The following is a 15,005-nucleotide window of genomic DNA, read 5'->3' as shown; positions in this document are numbered from 1 at the left end:
GGCGGGTAGCGGCGGCGACTGCCCGGCCAGAATCCCTTACCTGACGTTCTTCTTCCGCTGACGTTCTTCTCCCGCCACTGGAGCACCTACCGCCAGGTGCTGGAGCACGACCTGATGGAGCACGGGGCCCTGACGGCGGCCCTCGCCGACACCGTCGAGGCCTGGCGGGCCCAGCGTGGCCCAGCGGCGCCGCCCCCCCACGCTGTGGACCTGGGCTGCGGCGACCTGTCCCTGCTGCCGCCGCTGCTGCGGCGCCTGCCGCTGGCCTCGTTCACGGGCCTCGACCTGAACGGGGCGGTGCTGCCCCTGGCCGCCGAAGCCCTGGGCCCGGTGCCCTACCCCTGCCGGTTCCTGGAGGGGGATCTGCTGGCCTGGGCCGAAGCGGAGCCGGAGGGTCCTCCGGTGGATCTGATCCTCAGCAGCTTCGCCGTGCACCACCTCCAGGAGGAGGGCAAACGGCGCTTCCTGCGGGGCTGCCGCCGCCGCATTGCCCCGGACGGCCTGCTGCTCTGGGCCGATGTGTTCCGCGCCCCGGGCGAAAGCCGCGACACCTACGTGGGGCGCTACAGCGCCCGCGTCCACGGCTGGAGCCCGCTGGAGCCGCAGCGGCAACAGGAGGTGATCGCGCACCTCAGCCAGTGGGACCATCCGGCCGACCCGGAGGCAATCGTGTGGGAGGCGGAGGCGGCAGGGTGGCAGTGGCACTGGGCCTGGCGCGGTCAGCACCGGGCCGAGGCCCTGGCGGTGCTCACCCCAGCGACCCCCTAGGCCCCCTCAAAGCCCTCCTGGATCACCCCCGCCAGATCGTTCATCATCTGCTCGCTACTGCCGGCGAACGAGGAGCCGTGCATGACGGCCAGCGTCTGCGGCTGCAGCGCGGCCAGCCCCTGCAGCAGGCCGGCCGACTGGCTGGTGTAGGGCATGTAATCCGCCAGGGGGCCGCTCTGCATCTGCTGCATCGCCTGCCGCGCCGGCCCGATCAGATCAGAGGAGGTGACGTCGGCGACATCACCGAACTGGTGGAAGAGATCGGAGCAGAACAGGGTGCGGCGGGTCTCCTCGAACAGCAGGCCGGCGTCCCAGCCATGGGGGAGGTGGGGGGTGCGGTGGAAACGGAAGCGGTACTGGCCGGTGCTGAGCACGTCGCCCTCCGCCATGCCACGGGAGGGGCGGAGGGCGAAATCATCCACGCTCACCAGCTTGCCGACGAGGGTGCAGACCGGCTGGGCCTGGGGCGCCTGCTCCAGCCAGTGGTTGAGGCCACCGATCTCATCGGCTTCGAAATGGCTCCAGGCGATGTGGCGCAGCTGGGTGGGATCGATCAGCGTGGCAACGGCGTCCCGCAGGAGCGGGAACATGGCCTTGAGCCCCGCATGAAACAGCAGCGGCTCCTCGTCGCGCACGAGGAAGTGATTGAACTGCAAATCGAAGTCCGGCACATGGATCGACAGCCGGAACAGGTCGGGGGCGATCTCAGAGACGACAACCATGGTTCAGGGGCCGTTGGACTGCATGATCTCTAGAGAAGCCTGACACTTCGCCGGAGACTGGTAGATGAACACCTCACCGCGGGGCAAGGCGTCGCATTTGTGGTACTGGGAGGCAAGCCCGAAGGCATAGCCAGCCGCGGAGAACTCACAGCGGGTGAACCTCGCCGCCTCCTGCGGCGAGATGCGATGGCATGTGGTGGTCGTCGGCTTGAGGGCATCGAAGCCGTAGCCACCCTGCACGGGAAACTCCCCGGCCGATGCGGCGGTGGACGCCGACAGCAACAGGGCCGCCAGCAGTGGTCGCAGGGTGGTGTCCATCACGCCAGAGCCAGCGGAGCAGTAGCTCGACGGTAGACGCGTTGCCGAGTCCGCTCAATCAGCTGCCTCTGCGTTGCCGAGCCGCACCCGGATGTCGCGGAGCCGGGCGACGTTGTTCACCAGCGCCGGAGCGCTGTCGAGGCCCTCGAGATAATCGAACACATAGGCGAGCACGGCATAGATGGCGCCGGCGCTGAAGGCCGCCGAACGGGTGAAGTCGATCAGGAGCACCACGAGCGCGACAATCGTGGCGAGCTCCGTCACGGTCCAGGTCCACGACTCGCTGTCGGAGAGCTGCACCTGCCAGCGACGCACCCGGCCGAAGTGGCGCCGCAGGCGCAGCGGGCGCGCCGCCTCGATGTCCGCGATTTCGCGCTCGATCTGGTCGTTGAGGCCGCGGTGCAGGCGCAGGGCGCGCCGCCAGTACCAGGCGTTGACGAGCCCCATCGGCAGCAGCACTGCCATCGCGATGAAGCCCGCCTGGAGGTCGTAGGTGAACAGCATCACCAGCGAGCCGACCACGGTCACCACCTGGGAGAACATCGCCGGCACGTCGGCTTCAAAGAAGCCGACCATGTCGCGCATCATCTCGACCCGCGCCGACACGATGCTCGTGCCGTGGCCGAGGCGCTTCTGCTCGGCCACGGTGAGCACGGCGAGACGGGCATAGAGGCCCATGAAGACCCGGGTGTCGAAGCGCTGCCGCACGAAGGCCGTGACCAGGTGCACCAGCCACACGGCGATCAGCGCCGAAAGGCCCCGGTAGCTGCCCTTCAGCAGCCCGTCGACCGCCCAGCCGGTGATCGCCGGGTAGGCGAGCATGCAGAGGTTCTCCAGCAGCGTCAGGGTGTAGGTGCCGGCGATCGACAGCCGTTCAGCGCGGGAGAGGGTCGAAAGGATCGTCTGCGGCATCACCTGGCCCTGATGTCACCAGCCTGGCTGGTTCGGAGGTTCAGATCCGCGACCAGCGCAGCAGGCTGACGCCCCCCAGGGCGATCGGCAGCAGTCCCATCACCACGACGAACCAGGTGCCGTCGTCTGCAGCACCCAGCAAAGCCGCTTTGCCCTGGAGCAGCACCAGTGCGCAACCCAGGACTGCCAAGAAGCCAGCCACCACGATCCAACGCTGGCGCCTGCGGCCAGGGCGTGTCCGTGCAAAGGCCAGAAGCCCAACGCCGAGTGGCAGCACGACCAACGCGTAGTGAACGACCAGAGGGACGAGAAAGTAAAGGGACGTCATCGCTCGGATGGCATAGCTGGGATGATGGGTCAGGCCATGATGGAACTCCTTACAACGCGCTGCTCTTTGCTGCTGCACGTATCTTCAGTGCACGTGCATCTCCATTTTTGGCTGGATAGCGAACCGCATGGCGGATCAGCCACCGCAGGTCTGAGGAGGCACCCGACCGCATCCAACGCTCACAGGTGGCATACACGAGTGCTGGATGGTCTTTGGCGATGTCCCCCAGGTGGTTGGCAACGCTGCGGCGAACATACAGGGATGGATCGTCTTTCAGCAATTCCAGGATGGGAAGTGTTGGCTTCGGATCGGCAACAAACGAGGCAATGCGTTTGCCCCAGGGGAGCCTTGGGCGCGTCCCCTCGACGCAGAGGCGCCTCACCTGCGGGTTCGGGTCCGTGATCCACTGATCAAGCTTCTCCAACGTGCGCACTTGCTGCTTGATCAGAAACGTGCGGATGGCAAACTCCGAGGTGAACCGCGTGGTCAAGGCATGCAGAGCCAGCATCGACGTCTCAAAAGGGTCATTGCCGCTGTTGTGTTGTTCATCTTGCCCATACTCAGAGACAAAGAAGCTGTGTGGAAGATAGAAAAAGCCAGCCAATCCCAACTCTTCTGTGTCTGATTTCTCCGGCGTCAAAGACGCCATGAGCACTTGCACAGCCTCCTCGTAGTTCCCTGGCAGGAATGCATGAAGCGCCTTGGCGATATGCAGACCTCGCTGCATGATGGCCAACTGTTCAAGGCCTGTCCGTGCGGATTCACAGAATCGGCTGGCTGGAAAGCCTGCATCAACAGTCTGAAGATTGTTCGCCAGACACTCAATGGCCTCTTGGCCCAGCAGGAGCTTCAGAGGCGTGCCCTTCTGAATGGATCTTGGCGCTGGAGGGATTGTGGGTACTCGAGGCGTCATGGTGGCCCGATCAATGCCAAGGCCCATCGAGATGGGCCATCGGTTGTGTGGTGTCAGGTTTACACATTGGCAAGATCGCTGGCCACTTGAGCCAGGATCTCATTCGCATTGCTGAGGGCGATGAAGTGGCCTCCGCCGCTGATGGAATGCCAAATGGCACCGGGGGTCTTGTCCGCCACAGTCTTGTTGATGGGTTCAGGCACCAGTTTGTCATCACTTCCCTGCCAGAAGTGGACCGGTCGCGTCACTCTAATCATATCGAAGGGCCAAGCTTCGTAGAGCATCGTGGCATCAGCGACAAGTCCCTCAGCGCCCTGTCGAAAGCATTCCCGTGATGCATCCAGAAAAGATTGACAGACCTTCTCATCTGACAAGACCTCTTGATCAGAGACGCCTATCGACTGCTTCAGAGCCTGTAAATAGCTGGTCTCAAAGCGGGTCGCACTCAAGCCAAGCAGTTCATACATGAGCCTGAAGCCAGGATGGAAATGCAAGGCCAAGCGCCCCCCAAGCGCATCAACGCTGCTTTGGTACGTCACGGCCCAGTTGGCTCCGAACGTTCCGTAGCTGGCACCCGCGATGTTGGTGACATTGGCAAGACGAGCAGGGTCCAAGTAGGCGGCGGCGGCAAGGGCCCACGGACCCCCTTCCGACCAGCCGGTGACCGCGAAGTGCTGTGCACCGAAGGAATCGGCCAATGCCAGGAGGTCGTTGGCCCACCGTGGTTATGGATGACAAGTGGTCCGCCATCGTCACCAATTTCAAGATAAGTGAGAGTTCGGTTGCCGACTCGGAAAGATCCTTCTCGTGCCAACTTCAGTTCCTCTATTGAGCTTATCCACTTTAGGTGGATGTCAACACCTCAACCCCGCATTAAGCCGCTGCGGAGCTGAAGCTAGTTTGAGCGAAGAGTGAGATCCGCGGCCTGCTTGATTGCATCGTTAGGTCTCGGTTCCTCAGTCCAAAAGACTTGGGTCGTACCATACATCAAGGTGGCCTGGCGCCAACTGCACTCTCCATCCCGGCGCGAGAGCCAAGTAGGGAATGAACTCAGGAAGATACCTAGAAATGTGATACATGTGTAGTGAGTCAAAAAAGTCAACTTCCGAGGATACTTCTCCACCCCAAACGTACCAGCCGCAGGTTCCACCCTTTGGCTTGTGGCGAAGTGCGTTAACTGGTAGCTTGCCGAGACTACCCAGAGCAATCCCCAATCGCTCATCTTCACCCGGAGGTTCATAAGCTGCTCCGAAACGTTCACAGACTGCTGATTGCGATAAGTCATTCATACGAGGCCTAACTAGGCGCTGAGCCGCACCGCCGTTCTACCGAACGGCGTTCGTCTAGCAGGCGGTGTCGGCTCCAGCGCGAAGTTAGTTTGCCGCGTAAACATCTTACGCAGCCCAGCCAACCGTAAAAACGCGGACAAATCAACTACTCATTCGGAGGTTCTGTGAACCACGGGGCATCTTCCTCTCCATTCCGTGAACCCAGCTGAGGCCTCAAACCGACTTCCCCCCAAAGCATTGCAATGCAGGTCTCGCCTGTTGAGTGCTCACCAACGATAGCCGTGGTTCACGGGTCCAATAACCACGTGTTCGCAATGATACGGATCCAATTCCGTGAGTCTGAGACATCCTTCGGCAAGAGTCAGCGCCAACGCACGGAATCGGGGGCTTCAGAACCTGCAGACGTGTTCTTCTACTGTTCAGCTGCAGGAGGCTGGGTGCAGGGTTGGCGTTGGCATGCAGGCCCTCCACCAAAAACGCGGCCAGGGCGGCCCGGCCGAGCTGCTGCTCCCAGGCGTGGATGCGCTCCAGGCCCAGGTTCTGGAGGCCATCAAGGGCGGCGCCCATGCCGATCGCCTCACCGATCGCCGGTGTGCCGGCTTCGAACGTGTGGGGCAGATCGGCCCAGGTGCTGTGGTCCAGGTACACGTCGTGGATCATCTCGCCGCCCCCCAGGAACGGGGGCATCGCCTCCAGCAGCGCTTCGCGGGACCAATCGATCCGGCCTTTCAGAATTGGATGGTCAGACCTCCATTGAGCCCGTAATCAGCCAAGGCTCCATTCTCGCGACTGTCGTAGCCGAAATCGGCCACGCCTCGGAGGTAAATGGCCAGGTTGTTGCGGGTGGCCACATTCAGGCCCAATGCAACTCTAAAACCACTGCGATTGAGCCACGCCCCAGGGACATCCACTTGTCGAGAGGAAAATGGGTAGTCCACCGCCTGGTCATGACCACCTGTCTTCCATGTCCCAAACCAACTCAGCCGTGCACTGGGCACAATTAAAGTTGTACCTTGACGGACGGTTTGCGCAATTGAGACGCCTAGATCAAGGTTGGTCCAACTTGTATTGTTGGGAAGATAATTTAAATTGAAGACGTTGATATTCGTGTTGCCAGCATTGAGTTCGCCACCACTTTCGACAAAGCCTTGCTCGTTAATCCCACTCCAGCTCAGATTGAGAGAAGGCGTCAGCAGCGTGTTTCGGCTCAGGTTGATTCGTCTTCCAGTGACCAAGGCAGCAGTGAAGCTTTCTGCCGATTTTTGACCGGATGCTGAGAGCGCAGAACTGTCCAGTTGAATGCCTCGCGTCTGGCTGCCACTGAAAGTGCCGTAGCCTGCTAACGCACCGATGAAGTAGGGGCTCGGTGACCACCTGCCATAAAGGCCTACTCCATAGGCCGTGGGAGACCAGTTACCTCCGCCATTTCCCGTCTGAATGACGGACAACGATCCAACCGAACCATAGACACCCATTTGAGTGCTGGGAGACAGTGACTTTTCAAGCCCAAATAGTGATGCACCACCACGGCTGTCAGCACGATTGACCCAGTTTCCCAGGCCTGGATTGTCGATATTCGTCATGGATGTACTGAAACCCCGTACCCAGGCCCTGAGCCTCCTGCGTTCTCCGTAGAAGTTGTTCGGTTGATCGGCAAATGTGAACCGCTTGTCAGAGGCGTGAACAGACTTTGGGCCCGGTTGCTTTAAGCATTCAGCCTTGGCTTGGGCCATCGCTTTCTCCGAATCCACATATCGCTGTGGATTGGGCTCTGAGCCTTTACACAGTGGAATTTGAAGAGGTTCAACATCCAATGTACTGTTCAGCACAGCCATTGCAGAATCGTTGAGCATCTTCTGAATGCCCGCCGGAGCCGCATCGGTGTTGCGAGGGAAGAAGCCCGAAACGATGGCTTGAGGGGAAAGAGTGGCGGCGAACGAATTGGACAAGTCCTCGACGACCGCATCCGGCATTAACTCGCCAGTGATGGGAGGCTCAAAGGGATCAGGTAACTCTGGCTCAGGTTGGGGAAACTCCAGCAAGCCAAAGGCTGCATTATCAATGAAGTTGCCAATGCTGAGATTTCCAGTCGCCGTAGACTCGGCGGTGTAGGCAAAACGAAATTGCTGACCAGCTTCACCTATCAATATATTTTTCTGCACGTAGTTCGTCCAGGCCTGGCCGGTCTGATAGCTATCAGAACGCACGGTCGTCCATACTCCATTCTTCATGACTTGCACATCTAGTTTCATCGTATCGGATCCAGCCCGTCCACGATGCCAGAAGGAATAGGATAAAACTCCTGTTCTCCCCAACGTTACTGTTTGAGAAAGGGTGCTTGGGCGAGTGGCATTAAGTTCAGCAAAGAAGTTGCCGCCGCCGACGGGGAAAAACACATCGCCTGCCGCAGTGGCCTGAGCTGGCGCGATGGAAAAGACAGGTCCGCCAGATGAAGCACTAAAGCCTGAAGACCAGAGCTCTATCTTGTTATCCGAAGCTGATGTGCTCCAAGGGGGAACTTGTGAAGCATCAATCTGCCTGAAGTAGGACCCCGTAGGCGGACCCGGAGGATCCGGCGGGATAGGGAGGGAAGGTACCTGGGTTTCAAAACCCCCATTCTGAATCAAATTCCCACGATCCTGAGCGGCAGCATTTGGACCTTCTCCCAACAGGGAGAGCAACAAACATCCAATCGCAATGCGCCCAACGCCAGGCCAGCTTCCCCCACGAATCATTTAACCAGTGCCGCCAAAAAATAAAATTCAGGGGATTTTAACTTCTCAGACTGGCCTTGGTCAACACCCGTGAGCCAGCAACTCCTTGATCAACTCAGCCAAGACGGCAAGACGTCTCCTCAAAGGCATGAGGGCTGGAGGAGAGAAAGCCACACGGCCGAGCGCGCTGGACGGCGTTTAGCCGTGCGTTCCCACCAGGTTGATCACGATCGCCGCCACCACCTGAAGGGCCGCCAGGGCCAGGCTCACGCCCTTCCCTCAGCTGTGCTCCCGCAAAAACCCGATCGTGCCCTCCAGCTCTTCGGCGAAGCGGTCGATCTCTTCGGGGGTGGTGGTGAAGCCCAGGCTGGCGCGGGCGGAACTGGACAGGCCGTAGTGGCGGTGCAGGGGTTGGGTGCAGTGGTGGCCGCTGCGGATGCAGATCCCGGCCGAATCCAGCAGGGCGGCGATGTCGTTGGCGTGCAGGCCGTCCACGCTGAACGCCGCTAACGCGGCCCGATCGGGTTGCTGGTCTGGGGTGGGTCCGAGGATGCGCACCCCGTCGATGGCCTGCAGCCGCTCGAACAGGCGCCGGGTGAGCTGCTGCTCCCAGGCGTGGATGCGCTCCATGCCCAGGTTCTGCAGGTAATCGAGGGCCGCGCCCATGCCGATCGCCTCACCGATGGCCGGTGTGCCGGCTTCGAACTTGTGGGGCAGATCGGCCCAGGTGCTGTGATCCAGGTACACGTCGTGGATCATCTCGCCGCCCCCCAGGAACGGCGGCATCGCCTCCAGCAGCGCTTCGTGGGCCCAGAGGAAGCCCATGCCCGTCGGGCCGCACAGTTTGTGGGACGAGCCCACCAGGAAATCGGCCCCCAGGGCGGCCACGTCCACCGGCTTGTGGGGCAGGCTCTGGCAGGCGTCCACCAGCAGCAGGGCGCCAGCCCCATGGGCCAGCGCGGCCACCGCCTCGATCGGATTGAGGCAGCCCAGGGTGTTGCTCACATGCACCAGGCTCACCAGCTTGGTGCGATCGCTGAGCTTGGCCTTCAGATCCTCCAGATCCAGCTCGCCGCTCGCGGTGACGCCCGCATGGCGCAGCACGCAGCCGGTGCGGGCCGCCAGCAGCTGCCAGGGCACCAGGTTGCTGTGGTGCTCCATCACCGACAGCAGCACCTCATCACCCTCCCGCAGGTTGGCGTCACCCCAGCTGCGGGCCACCAGGTTGATCGCCTCGGTGGCGTTGCGGGTGAACACGATCTCCCGGGCGCTGGCGGCACCGATGAAGGCAGCCGCCTTGCCCCGGGCCGCCTCGAAATGGTCGGTGGCGCGGGCGCTCAGCTGGTGAGCGCCGCGGTGGACGTTGGCGTTATCGAGGCTGTAGTACTGCTGCAGCGCCTCCAGCACCTGACGGGGCTTCTGGCTGGTGGCGGCGTAATCCAGGTAGATCAGCGGCTGCCCCAGGCAGGCCGTCTGGCTCAGCAGGGGGAAATCGGGGCGCGTCTGCACCGCCAGGTCGGCCACCACCGGTGCGCCGCCCATCGGTGGGGCCGCGATCATCGGGGAGTTGGTGGAGGTCGGCGTCATCGGCCCTCCTTCCCCAGCAGGCTGACCAGGGGCTGCCAGGCCACGGCGGCGGCGGGCAGCGCCTGCAGCACCTCCTCGCAGAAGCCCCGCAGCAGCAGCCGGGCCGCCTGGTCGGCGGCGATGCCGCGGCTCTGCAGGTAGAAGAGTTCGTCCTGCTGCAGCCGACTCACGGTGGCGCCATGGGCGCAGCGCACGTCGTCGGCGACGATCTCCAGCTCGGGCTTGGTGTCGATGCGGGCCCGATCCGAGAGCAGCAGGTTGCGGCTCAGCTGGGCCGCATCGGTGCGCTGGGCCAGCCGGGGCACCTGCACGGCGCCGTTGAACACGCTGCGGCCCTGGCCGTCGGCCACCGCCTTGTGCAATTGCTCCAGCCGCCCGTCCGGGCCAGCGAACACCATCTGGCTGTGGGTGTCGCTGATCTGGCGACCATCCGCCAGCTGCAGGGCTTTCAGGGCGCTGTGGGCGGCCCCCTCCCGCTGCACCAGCCGAGGCTCCAGCCGCCCCAGGGCCCAGCCCCCATGGGCGCTCACGCCGCTGTAACGGCTGCCCGTGGCCTGTTCCACCGCCACGGTGGCCAGCAGGCACCCTGTCTCGGCGCCGGGGGCCAGCAGGCCGTGGCGCAGCTCGGCGCCCTCACCCAGGCGGGCCTCCAACACCAGGCTGGTGAGGTTGGCCCCGCTGCTGCGGTGCACCTGCAGCACCTCTACAGAAGCTCCGGGCTCCAGCACCAGCAGCAGCCGCAGGGGCAGGATCCCCTCACCGTCGCCGGCGTCACTCACCAGCTCCAGGGTGGTGGCAACCGTGCCGCGCACCCGCAGGGCCAGCACGGCACGGGCCGTGGCGCCGTTGAGCAGCACCGGCCAAAGCGCGGCGCTGCCGGTGGCGGCCAGCACCTGGCCCAGGGTCGCGTCCAGTTCGTCGCCGCTGATGGGCTCCAGGCCCGCGGGCAGGGTGATCCCGGCCAGGGGATCGCTTTGGCCATCGAGCACAAGCCGCAGGCTGCCGTCTGCCACAGGCGGCTGAGCGGCCGCGGCGGGGCTGAGCAGGGTGGGCGTCAGGGCAGTCAGCGGCGCCAGATCGGTGAAGCGCCAGGCCTCGTCGCGACGCGACGGCAGCGGGGTCTGCGCAAGGGCCTGGGCCGCCCGCTCGCGGCTGGCCGCCAGGGCATCGGCACCACCGGAGGCCTCCGCCAGCAGGGCGGCGATCCAGCCACCGGGGGCGGCGCCGGCCGCGGCCGTGGGGGTGGAAAGCGAAGCGGCCACCATCTCAGCCCACCTCCGCGGGGGTGCGCTCCAGCGCCGCCAGTTCGGCGTCGACCCAGTCGTAACCGCGCTCCTCCAGCTCCAGGGCCAGCTCCTTGCCGCCGGTGCGCAGGATCCGGCCCGCCGCCATCACGTGCACGTAATCGGGGGTGATCACATCCAGCAGCCGCTGGTAGTGGGTGATCAGCAGGGTGGCGTTGTCGGGGCCGGCCAGGTGGTTCACGCCGCCGGCCACGATGCGCAGGGCATCGATGTCGAGGCCGGAGTCGGTTTCATCGAGCACCGCCACCAGGGGTTCGAGCAGGGCCATCTGCAGGATCTCGTTGCGCTTCTTCTCGCCGCCGGAGAAGCCCTCGTTGACGCTGCGCTCCAGGAAGGCCGGATCCATCTGCACCACCAGCAGCCGCTCGCGCACCAGATCCTCGAAGGCGAAGGTGTCGAGCTCCTCCTCCCCCTTGCCGGCACGGCGAGCGTTGGTGGCCACCCGCAGGAATTCGAGATTGCTCACCCCGGGGATCTCCACCGGGTACTGGAAGCCGAGGAACAGGCCGGCGCGGGCCCGCAGCTCCGGTTCCAGGCCCAGCAGGTCCTCGCCCCGATAGTGCACAGAGCCGCCGGTGACGGTGTAGGCCGGGTGGCCCGCCAGCACCTTGGAGAGGGTGCTCTTGCCGCTGCCGTTACGGCCCATCACCGCATGGATCTCGCCGGCGCGGATCGTCAGGGACACCCCCTTGAGGATGGGCTGGTCCTCCACGCGGGCCGTGAGATCACGGATCTCGAGCAGTACGGGAGCGTCGGGGCGGATCACGGCGGGGGAGAAAAGGGCAGGGAAGGGGCGGGGAAAGAAGCGGTGGGCCGGCCGGGGTGGCCGTGGGCCGGGATCAGCCGACCGAACCCTCCAGCTTGAGGGCCAGGAGCTTGTCGGCTTCAGCGGCGAACTCCATCGGCAGCTGGTTGAACACATCACGGCAGAAGCCGCTCACCATCATCGACACCGCCTCCTCGAAGGCGATTCCCCGGCTCTGCAGATAGAAGAGCTGGTCGGCGGAAATGCGGCAGGTGCTGGCCTCGTGCTCGATGCTGGCGTCCGGCTGCTGGGAGCGGATGTAGGGGTAGGTGTTGGCGGCGGCCTGGTCGCCGATCAGCATCGAATCGCACTGGCTGTAGTTGCGGGCGCCGACGGCCTTGGGCCCCAGCTGCACCAGCCCCCGGTAGCTGTTGGAAGAGTGGCCGGCGCTGATCCCCTTGCTCACGATCGTGGAGCGGGTGCGGGGCCCCACGTGGATCATCTTGGTGCCGGTGTCGGCCTGCTGGCGGTTGTTGGTGAGGGCCACCGAGTAGAACTCGCCCACCGAATCGGCCCCCTGCAGCACGCAGCTGGGGTACTTCCAGGTGATCGCCGAACCGGTTTCCACCTGGGTCCAGCTGATGTAGCTGCGATCGCCGCGGCACTGGCCCCGCTTGGTGACGAAGTTGTAGATGCCCCCCTTGCCGTTCTCATCGCCGGCGTACCAGTTCTGGACGGTGGAGTACTTGATCGAGGCATCATCGAGGGCCACCAGTTCCACCACCGCCGCATGCAGCTGGTTGGTGTCGAACATCGGCGCCGTGCAGCCCTCCAGATAGCTCACCGAAGCCCCTTCCTCGGCCACGATCAGGGTGCGCTCGAACTGGCCGGTGTCGCCGGAGTTGATGCGGAAGTAGGTGGAAAGCTCCATCGGGCAGGCCACCCCCTTCGGGATGAACACGAAGGAGCCGTCACTGAAGACGGCGGAATTGAGGGCGGCGAAGTAGTTGTCGTTGCCGGGCACCACCGTGCCGAGGTATTTCTCGATCAGATCAGCGTGGTCTTTCACCGCCTCGCTGATCGAGCAGAAGATCACGCCGTGCTCGGCCAGCTTCTCCCGGTAGGTGGTGGCGATCGAGACGCTGTCGAACACCGCATCCACGGCCACGTTGGAGAGGCGCTTCTGCTCACTCAGCGGGATGCCGAGCTTCTCGAAGGTTTCCAGCAGTTTCGGGTCCACCTCATCGAGGCTGGCCTTCTTCTCCTGTTGCTTGGGTGCCGCGTAATAGATGATTTCCTGGTAGTCGATCGGCGGATGGCCCAGGGTCGCCCAGTCGGGCTCCTCCATCTGCAGCCACTGGCGGAACGAGCGCAGGCGGAAGTCGAGCAGGAAGGGAGGCTCGTTCTTCTTGGCGGAGATCAGCCGCACCACGTCTTCACTGAGCCCCTTGGCGATCTTCTCGGTTTCGATGTCGGTGACGAAGCCGTATTTGTACGGCTGGCTCACCAGATCGCCGACGGTTGCGCTGCTCGCCATGGGAAAGGGGGGCCGGTTCAGCCGGCAGTGAGGGTCTGGATGTCTTCGAGGCTGATGGTCTGCTCCTCGCCTCGGAAGGGGTTGTCTTCGGTGAGGAAGAGCATGCAGTGGCATTCCTTGCGTTCGCGCATCGGCACGCAGGGGCAGTTCCAGAAGGCCTGGGCCACCTCGGCCTCTTTGTCTTCGTAGTGGCGGCAGGGGCAGAGGGCACCGCCCAATTCGTCCTTGTGCCGGGCCAGACCCTCCAGCACCACGGCGGTGACCCCAGGATCGCTGCAGAAGTAGGTGCCGGTGCGCTGGGCGTAGGTTTCCGCGAAACGGCGGATCACCTCCAGGCTGTCGGCGCCGGCTGCAGGGGTCGTGGTGGTGGAGGCGTCGGTCATGGGCAGAGCGTCGGTTGCGCGCACCGGTGGATCGAATAACGAAACACTTTGGTTTCGTTACTGCGGGAGCCTAAGGCAAAGGCGCGGCGGTCCGTTGACGGCGTGGAAAGGCCATTGTGACGCCCCGGCGGACACCACGGCCAAGCCCCCATTCCCCAGACAGGCGTGGCATGGTGTTTTGGTCAGACGCCCGTCATGAGAGCCCCCGCCCAGTCACCCGCCCCCGCGGCCGGCCCTGTCGATGGGGCCCATCCCACCCGGGAAGCGGCCCTGTCGGTGCTGCTGCGGGAAGGCGAAGCAACGGCAGCCCAGCTGGCGGGGTCCCTGGGGGTGTCGGTGCAGGCGATGCGCCGTCACCTGCGCAGCCTGGAGGACGACGGTCTGGTGGAAGCCAGCCCTTCCCATGAAGGCCCCGGCCGGCCCAGCAACCGCTGGCGACTCACCGACCAGGGCCAGGGCCGTTTCCCCGATGGCAGCGAGAACTTCGCCCTCGGCCTGCTCCACACCCTCACCAAAAGCCTGCCAGCCGACACCCTGGAGCTGGTGCTGCGCCAGCAGGCCGAGGAGAAGGCGGCCGACTACCGCCGTCAGATCGGCAGCGGACCCCTCGGCCAGCGGCTTGAACAGCTGGTGGAACTGCGGCGCAAGGAGGGCTACGTGGCCGAATGCCGCCGCGAGGACGACCCCACCGCCGCCAGCGACACCGCCGCCTGGGTGATCAGCGAGTTCCACTGTTCAGTGGTGCGCATCGCCGAGCAGTACCCGGTGGTCTGCGACCAGGAGCTGCGCCTGATCCGCCACACCTTCCCCGACTGCGCCGTCGAGCGGGTGCACTGGCGCCTGGAGGGGGGCCACAGCTGCGGCTTCCGCATCTCCCCCCTGGCCGTCAGCCCCGCCCCGGGCCCCTGAGCCGTGCTCACTCCTGACGAGCTGCAGGAGCTGGAGGCCACCCTGCTCCCCACCCTGGAGCGCCACCACCTGCGGCTCCTGGCCCATGGCCTGCGAACCCTGCAGGCCATCGCCGGCCACACCAGCGGCGGGCTGCCGGCGGCCGGGGCGATTGAGGCCTGGGCCCTCCAGCAGCCGGTGATCCAGGACGACCCCGACTTCGCACGCGCCTTCCTGAACCAGATGGGCCGGGTGGGTGAGCAGTTGGCGGCCATCGCCGCCGCCACCCACCGGGAGCCCCTGGCCCTCGATCTCGCTGACCTGGTCCACTGGGCCACCCAGGAGGCGGACCGCCGCGTCAGGTCCCCGGCACCCCCACCAGGCCCGCCACCAGGCTGACCCCGGCCAGGGCGGCGGCGGCGGCCACCAACCCCCGCCAACCGGGCCGGTCCCCCTCCAGGGCCGCCAGGGGCAGGGCCATCACCGGCGCCGTCGACAGCAGGGCCACGGCGAGCCCCCCCGGCAGACCCGCCAGGGCGGTCTGCTGCAGGGCGATGCCGGCGCTGGTGCCCAGCAGGGTGGCCACCAGGGCCAGGG

At 64.6% G+C, this 15,005-nt stretch carries 15 protein-coding genes and 2 pseudogenes; 3 read left to right on the top strand and 14 right to left on the bottom strand.

Going from position 1 to position 15,005, the window contains the following annotated elements:
- The first annotated feature begins 96 nt into the window (after window positions 1–96).
- Complete coding sequence (locus tag KQ305_RS11100; protein ID WP_311134347.1) at window positions 97–768, top strand: class I SAM-dependent methyltransferase; 672 nt, start codon at window positions 97–99, stop codon at window positions 766–768.
- On the opposite strand, the gene KQ305_RS11095 is transcribed toward KQ305_RS11100, so the two are convergent.
- From KQ305_RS11095 to KQ305_RS11035, 13 genes and pseudogenes are all read right to left on the bottom strand, one after another.
- Complete coding sequence (locus KQ305_RS11095; protein WP_259725468.1) at window positions 765–1,490, bottom strand: MBL fold metallo-hydrolase; 726 nt, start codon at window positions 1,488–1,490, stop codon at window positions 765–767. The two genes, KQ305_RS11100 and KQ305_RS11095, sit on opposite strands and share 4 nt — an antisense overlap.
- 3 nt (window positions 1,491–1,493) lie before the next feature.
- Window positions 1,494–1,808 (bottom strand): hypothetical protein, encoded by a 315-nt coding sequence (locus KQ305_RS11090; RefSeq protein ID WP_259725467.1) that lies wholly within the window; start codon window positions 1,806–1,808, stop codon window positions 1,494–1,496.
- Window positions 1,809–1,862: 54 nt separating this feature from the next.
- Window positions 1,863–2,720, bottom strand: a complete 858-nt coding sequence (locus tag KQ305_RS11085; protein ID WP_259725466.1) for an ABC transporter six-transmembrane domain-containing protein — start codon at window positions 2,718–2,720, stop codon at window positions 1,863–1,865.
- A 40-nt stretch (window positions 2,721–2,760) separates the two neighbouring features.
- The gene (locus KQ305_RS11080; protein WP_259725465.1) at window positions 2,761–2,910 is read right to left on the bottom strand and encodes a hypothetical protein; all 150 of its coding nucleotides are present in this window, start codon (window positions 2,908–2,910) and stop codon (window positions 2,761–2,763) included.
- Window positions 2,911–3,097: 187 nt separating this feature from the next.
- Window positions 3,098–3,988, bottom strand: a complete 891-nt coding sequence (locus KQ305_RS11075; protein WP_259725464.1) for a DNA alkylation repair protein — start codon at window positions 3,986–3,988, stop codon at window positions 3,098–3,100.
- Between the two features lie 32 nt (window positions 3,989–4,020).
- On the bottom strand, window positions 4,021–4,665 hold the full coding sequence (locus KQ305_RS11070; RefSeq protein ID WP_259725490.1) for an alpha/beta hydrolase: 645 nt from the start codon (window positions 4,663–4,665) through the stop codon (window positions 4,021–4,023).
- A gap of 1,035 nt (window positions 4,666–5,700) precedes the next feature.
- Window positions 5,701–5,964 (bottom strand): annotated as a pseudogene (locus KQ305_RS11065) (aminotransferase class V-fold PLP-dependent enzyme); the annotation flags it as partial.
- Window positions 5,965–5,978: 14 nt separating this feature from the next.
- A complete protein-coding gene (locus KQ305_RS11060; protein WP_259725463.1) occupies window positions 5,979–7,934 on the bottom strand; it encodes an autotransporter outer membrane beta-barrel domain-containing protein in 1,956 nt (651 codons plus the stop codon).
- Between the two features lie 309 nt (window positions 7,935–8,243).
- Window positions 8,244–9,524, bottom strand: a complete 1,281-nt coding sequence (locus KQ305_RS11055) for a SufS family cysteine desulfurase (RefSeq protein WP_259725489.1) — start codon at window positions 9,522–9,524, stop codon at window positions 8,244–8,246.
- Window positions 9,525–9,547: 23 nt separating this feature from the next.
- On the bottom strand, window positions 9,548–10,816 hold the full coding sequence (sufD, locus tag KQ305_RS11050) for a Fe-S cluster assembly protein SufD (protein ID WP_259725462.1): 1,269 nt from the start codon (window positions 10,814–10,816) through the stop codon (window positions 9,548–9,550).
- 1 nt (window position 10,817) lies between these two features.
- A complete protein-coding gene (gene sufC / locus KQ305_RS11045; protein ID WP_259725461.1) occupies window positions 10,818–11,621 on the bottom strand; it encodes a Fe-S cluster assembly ATPase SufC in 804 nt (267 codons plus the stop codon).
- A gap of 73 nt (window positions 11,622–11,694) precedes the next feature.
- On the bottom strand, window positions 11,695–13,137 hold the full coding sequence (gene sufB, locus KQ305_RS11040) for a Fe-S cluster assembly protein SufB (RefSeq protein WP_259725460.1): 1,443 nt from the start codon (window positions 13,135–13,137) through the stop codon (window positions 11,695–11,697).
- A gap of 17 nt (window positions 13,138–13,154) precedes the next feature.
- Window positions 13,155–13,520 carry a ferredoxin-thioredoxin reductase catalytic domain-containing protein gene (locus tag KQ305_RS11035; protein WP_259725459.1) on the bottom strand — a complete coding sequence of 122 codons (366 nt, stop codon included), beginning with the start codon at window positions 13,518–13,520 and terminating at the stop codon, window positions 13,155–13,157.
- 195 nt (window positions 13,521–13,715) lie between these two features.
- Here KQ305_RS11035 and sufR point away from each other — a divergent pair, with 195 nt between their 5' ends.
- Window positions 13,716–14,429 carry an iron-sulfur cluster biosynthesis transcriptional regulator SufR gene (gene sufR, locus KQ305_RS11030; RefSeq protein WP_259725458.1) on the top strand — a complete coding sequence of 238 codons (714 nt, stop codon included), beginning with the start codon at window positions 13,716–13,718 and terminating at the stop codon, window positions 14,427–14,429.
- A 3-nt stretch (window positions 14,430–14,432) separates the two neighbouring features.
- Entirely contained in the window at window positions 14,433–14,807 is a 375-nt protein-coding gene (locus KQ305_RS11025; RefSeq protein ID WP_259725457.1) for a hypothetical protein, read from the top strand.
- Here the strand turns inward: KQ305_RS11025 and KQ305_RS11020 are convergent.
- Window positions 14,767–15,005 (bottom strand): annotated as a pseudogene (locus tag KQ305_RS11020) (EamA family transporter); the annotation flags it as partial. The gene KQ305_RS11025 and the pseudogene KQ305_RS11020 overlap by 41 nt on opposite strands.

Origin of the sequence: Synechococcus sp. CS-1332 (assembly GCF_025127995.1) — a bacterium.
In the GTDB taxonomy this organism is placed as follows: domain Bacteria; phylum Cyanobacteriota; class Cyanobacteriia; order PCC-6307; family Cyanobiaceae; genus Cyanobium.
This window is presented reverse-complemented; position numbering and strand designations above follow the sequence as displayed.

What these genes read in the sequence shown, in the direction of transcription:
- sufD (WP_259725462.1), bottom strand. Translation starts at nt 10,816, where the DNA reads ATGGTGGCCGCTTCGCTTTCCACCCCCACGGCCGCGGCCGGCGCCGCC.
- KQ305_RS11075 (WP_259725464.1), bottom strand. Translation starts at nt 3,988, where the DNA reads ATGGGCCTTGGCATTGATCGGGCCACCATGACGCCTCGAGTACCCACA.
- KQ305_RS11055 (WP_259725489.1), bottom strand. Translation starts at nt 9,524, where the DNA reads ATGATCGCGGCCCCACCGATGGGCGGCGCACCGGTGGTGGCCGACCTG.
- sufR (WP_259725458.1), top strand. Translation starts at nt 13,716, where the DNA reads ATGAGAGCCCCCGCCCAGTCACCCGCCCCCGCGGCCGGCCCTGTCGAT.
- sufB (WP_259725460.1), bottom strand. Translation starts at nt 13,137, where the DNA reads ATGGCGAGCAGCGCAACCGTCGGCGATCTGGTGAGCCAGCCGTACAAA.
- KQ305_RS11085 (WP_259725466.1), bottom strand. Translation starts at nt 2,720, where the DNA reads ATGCCGCAGACGATCCTTTCGACCCTCTCCCGCGCTGAACGGCTGTCG.
- KQ305_RS11095 (WP_259725468.1), bottom strand. Translation starts at nt 1,490, where the DNA reads ATGGTTGTCGTCTCTGAGATCGCCCCCGACCTGTTCCGGCTGTCGATC.
- KQ305_RS11090 (WP_259725467.1), bottom strand. Translation starts at nt 1,808, where the DNA reads ATGGACACCACCCTGCGACCACTGCTGGCGGCCCTGTTGCTGTCGGCG.
- KQ305_RS11035 (WP_259725459.1), bottom strand. Translation starts at nt 13,520, where the DNA reads ATGACCGACGCCTCCACCACCACGACCCCTGCAGCCGGCGCCGACAGC.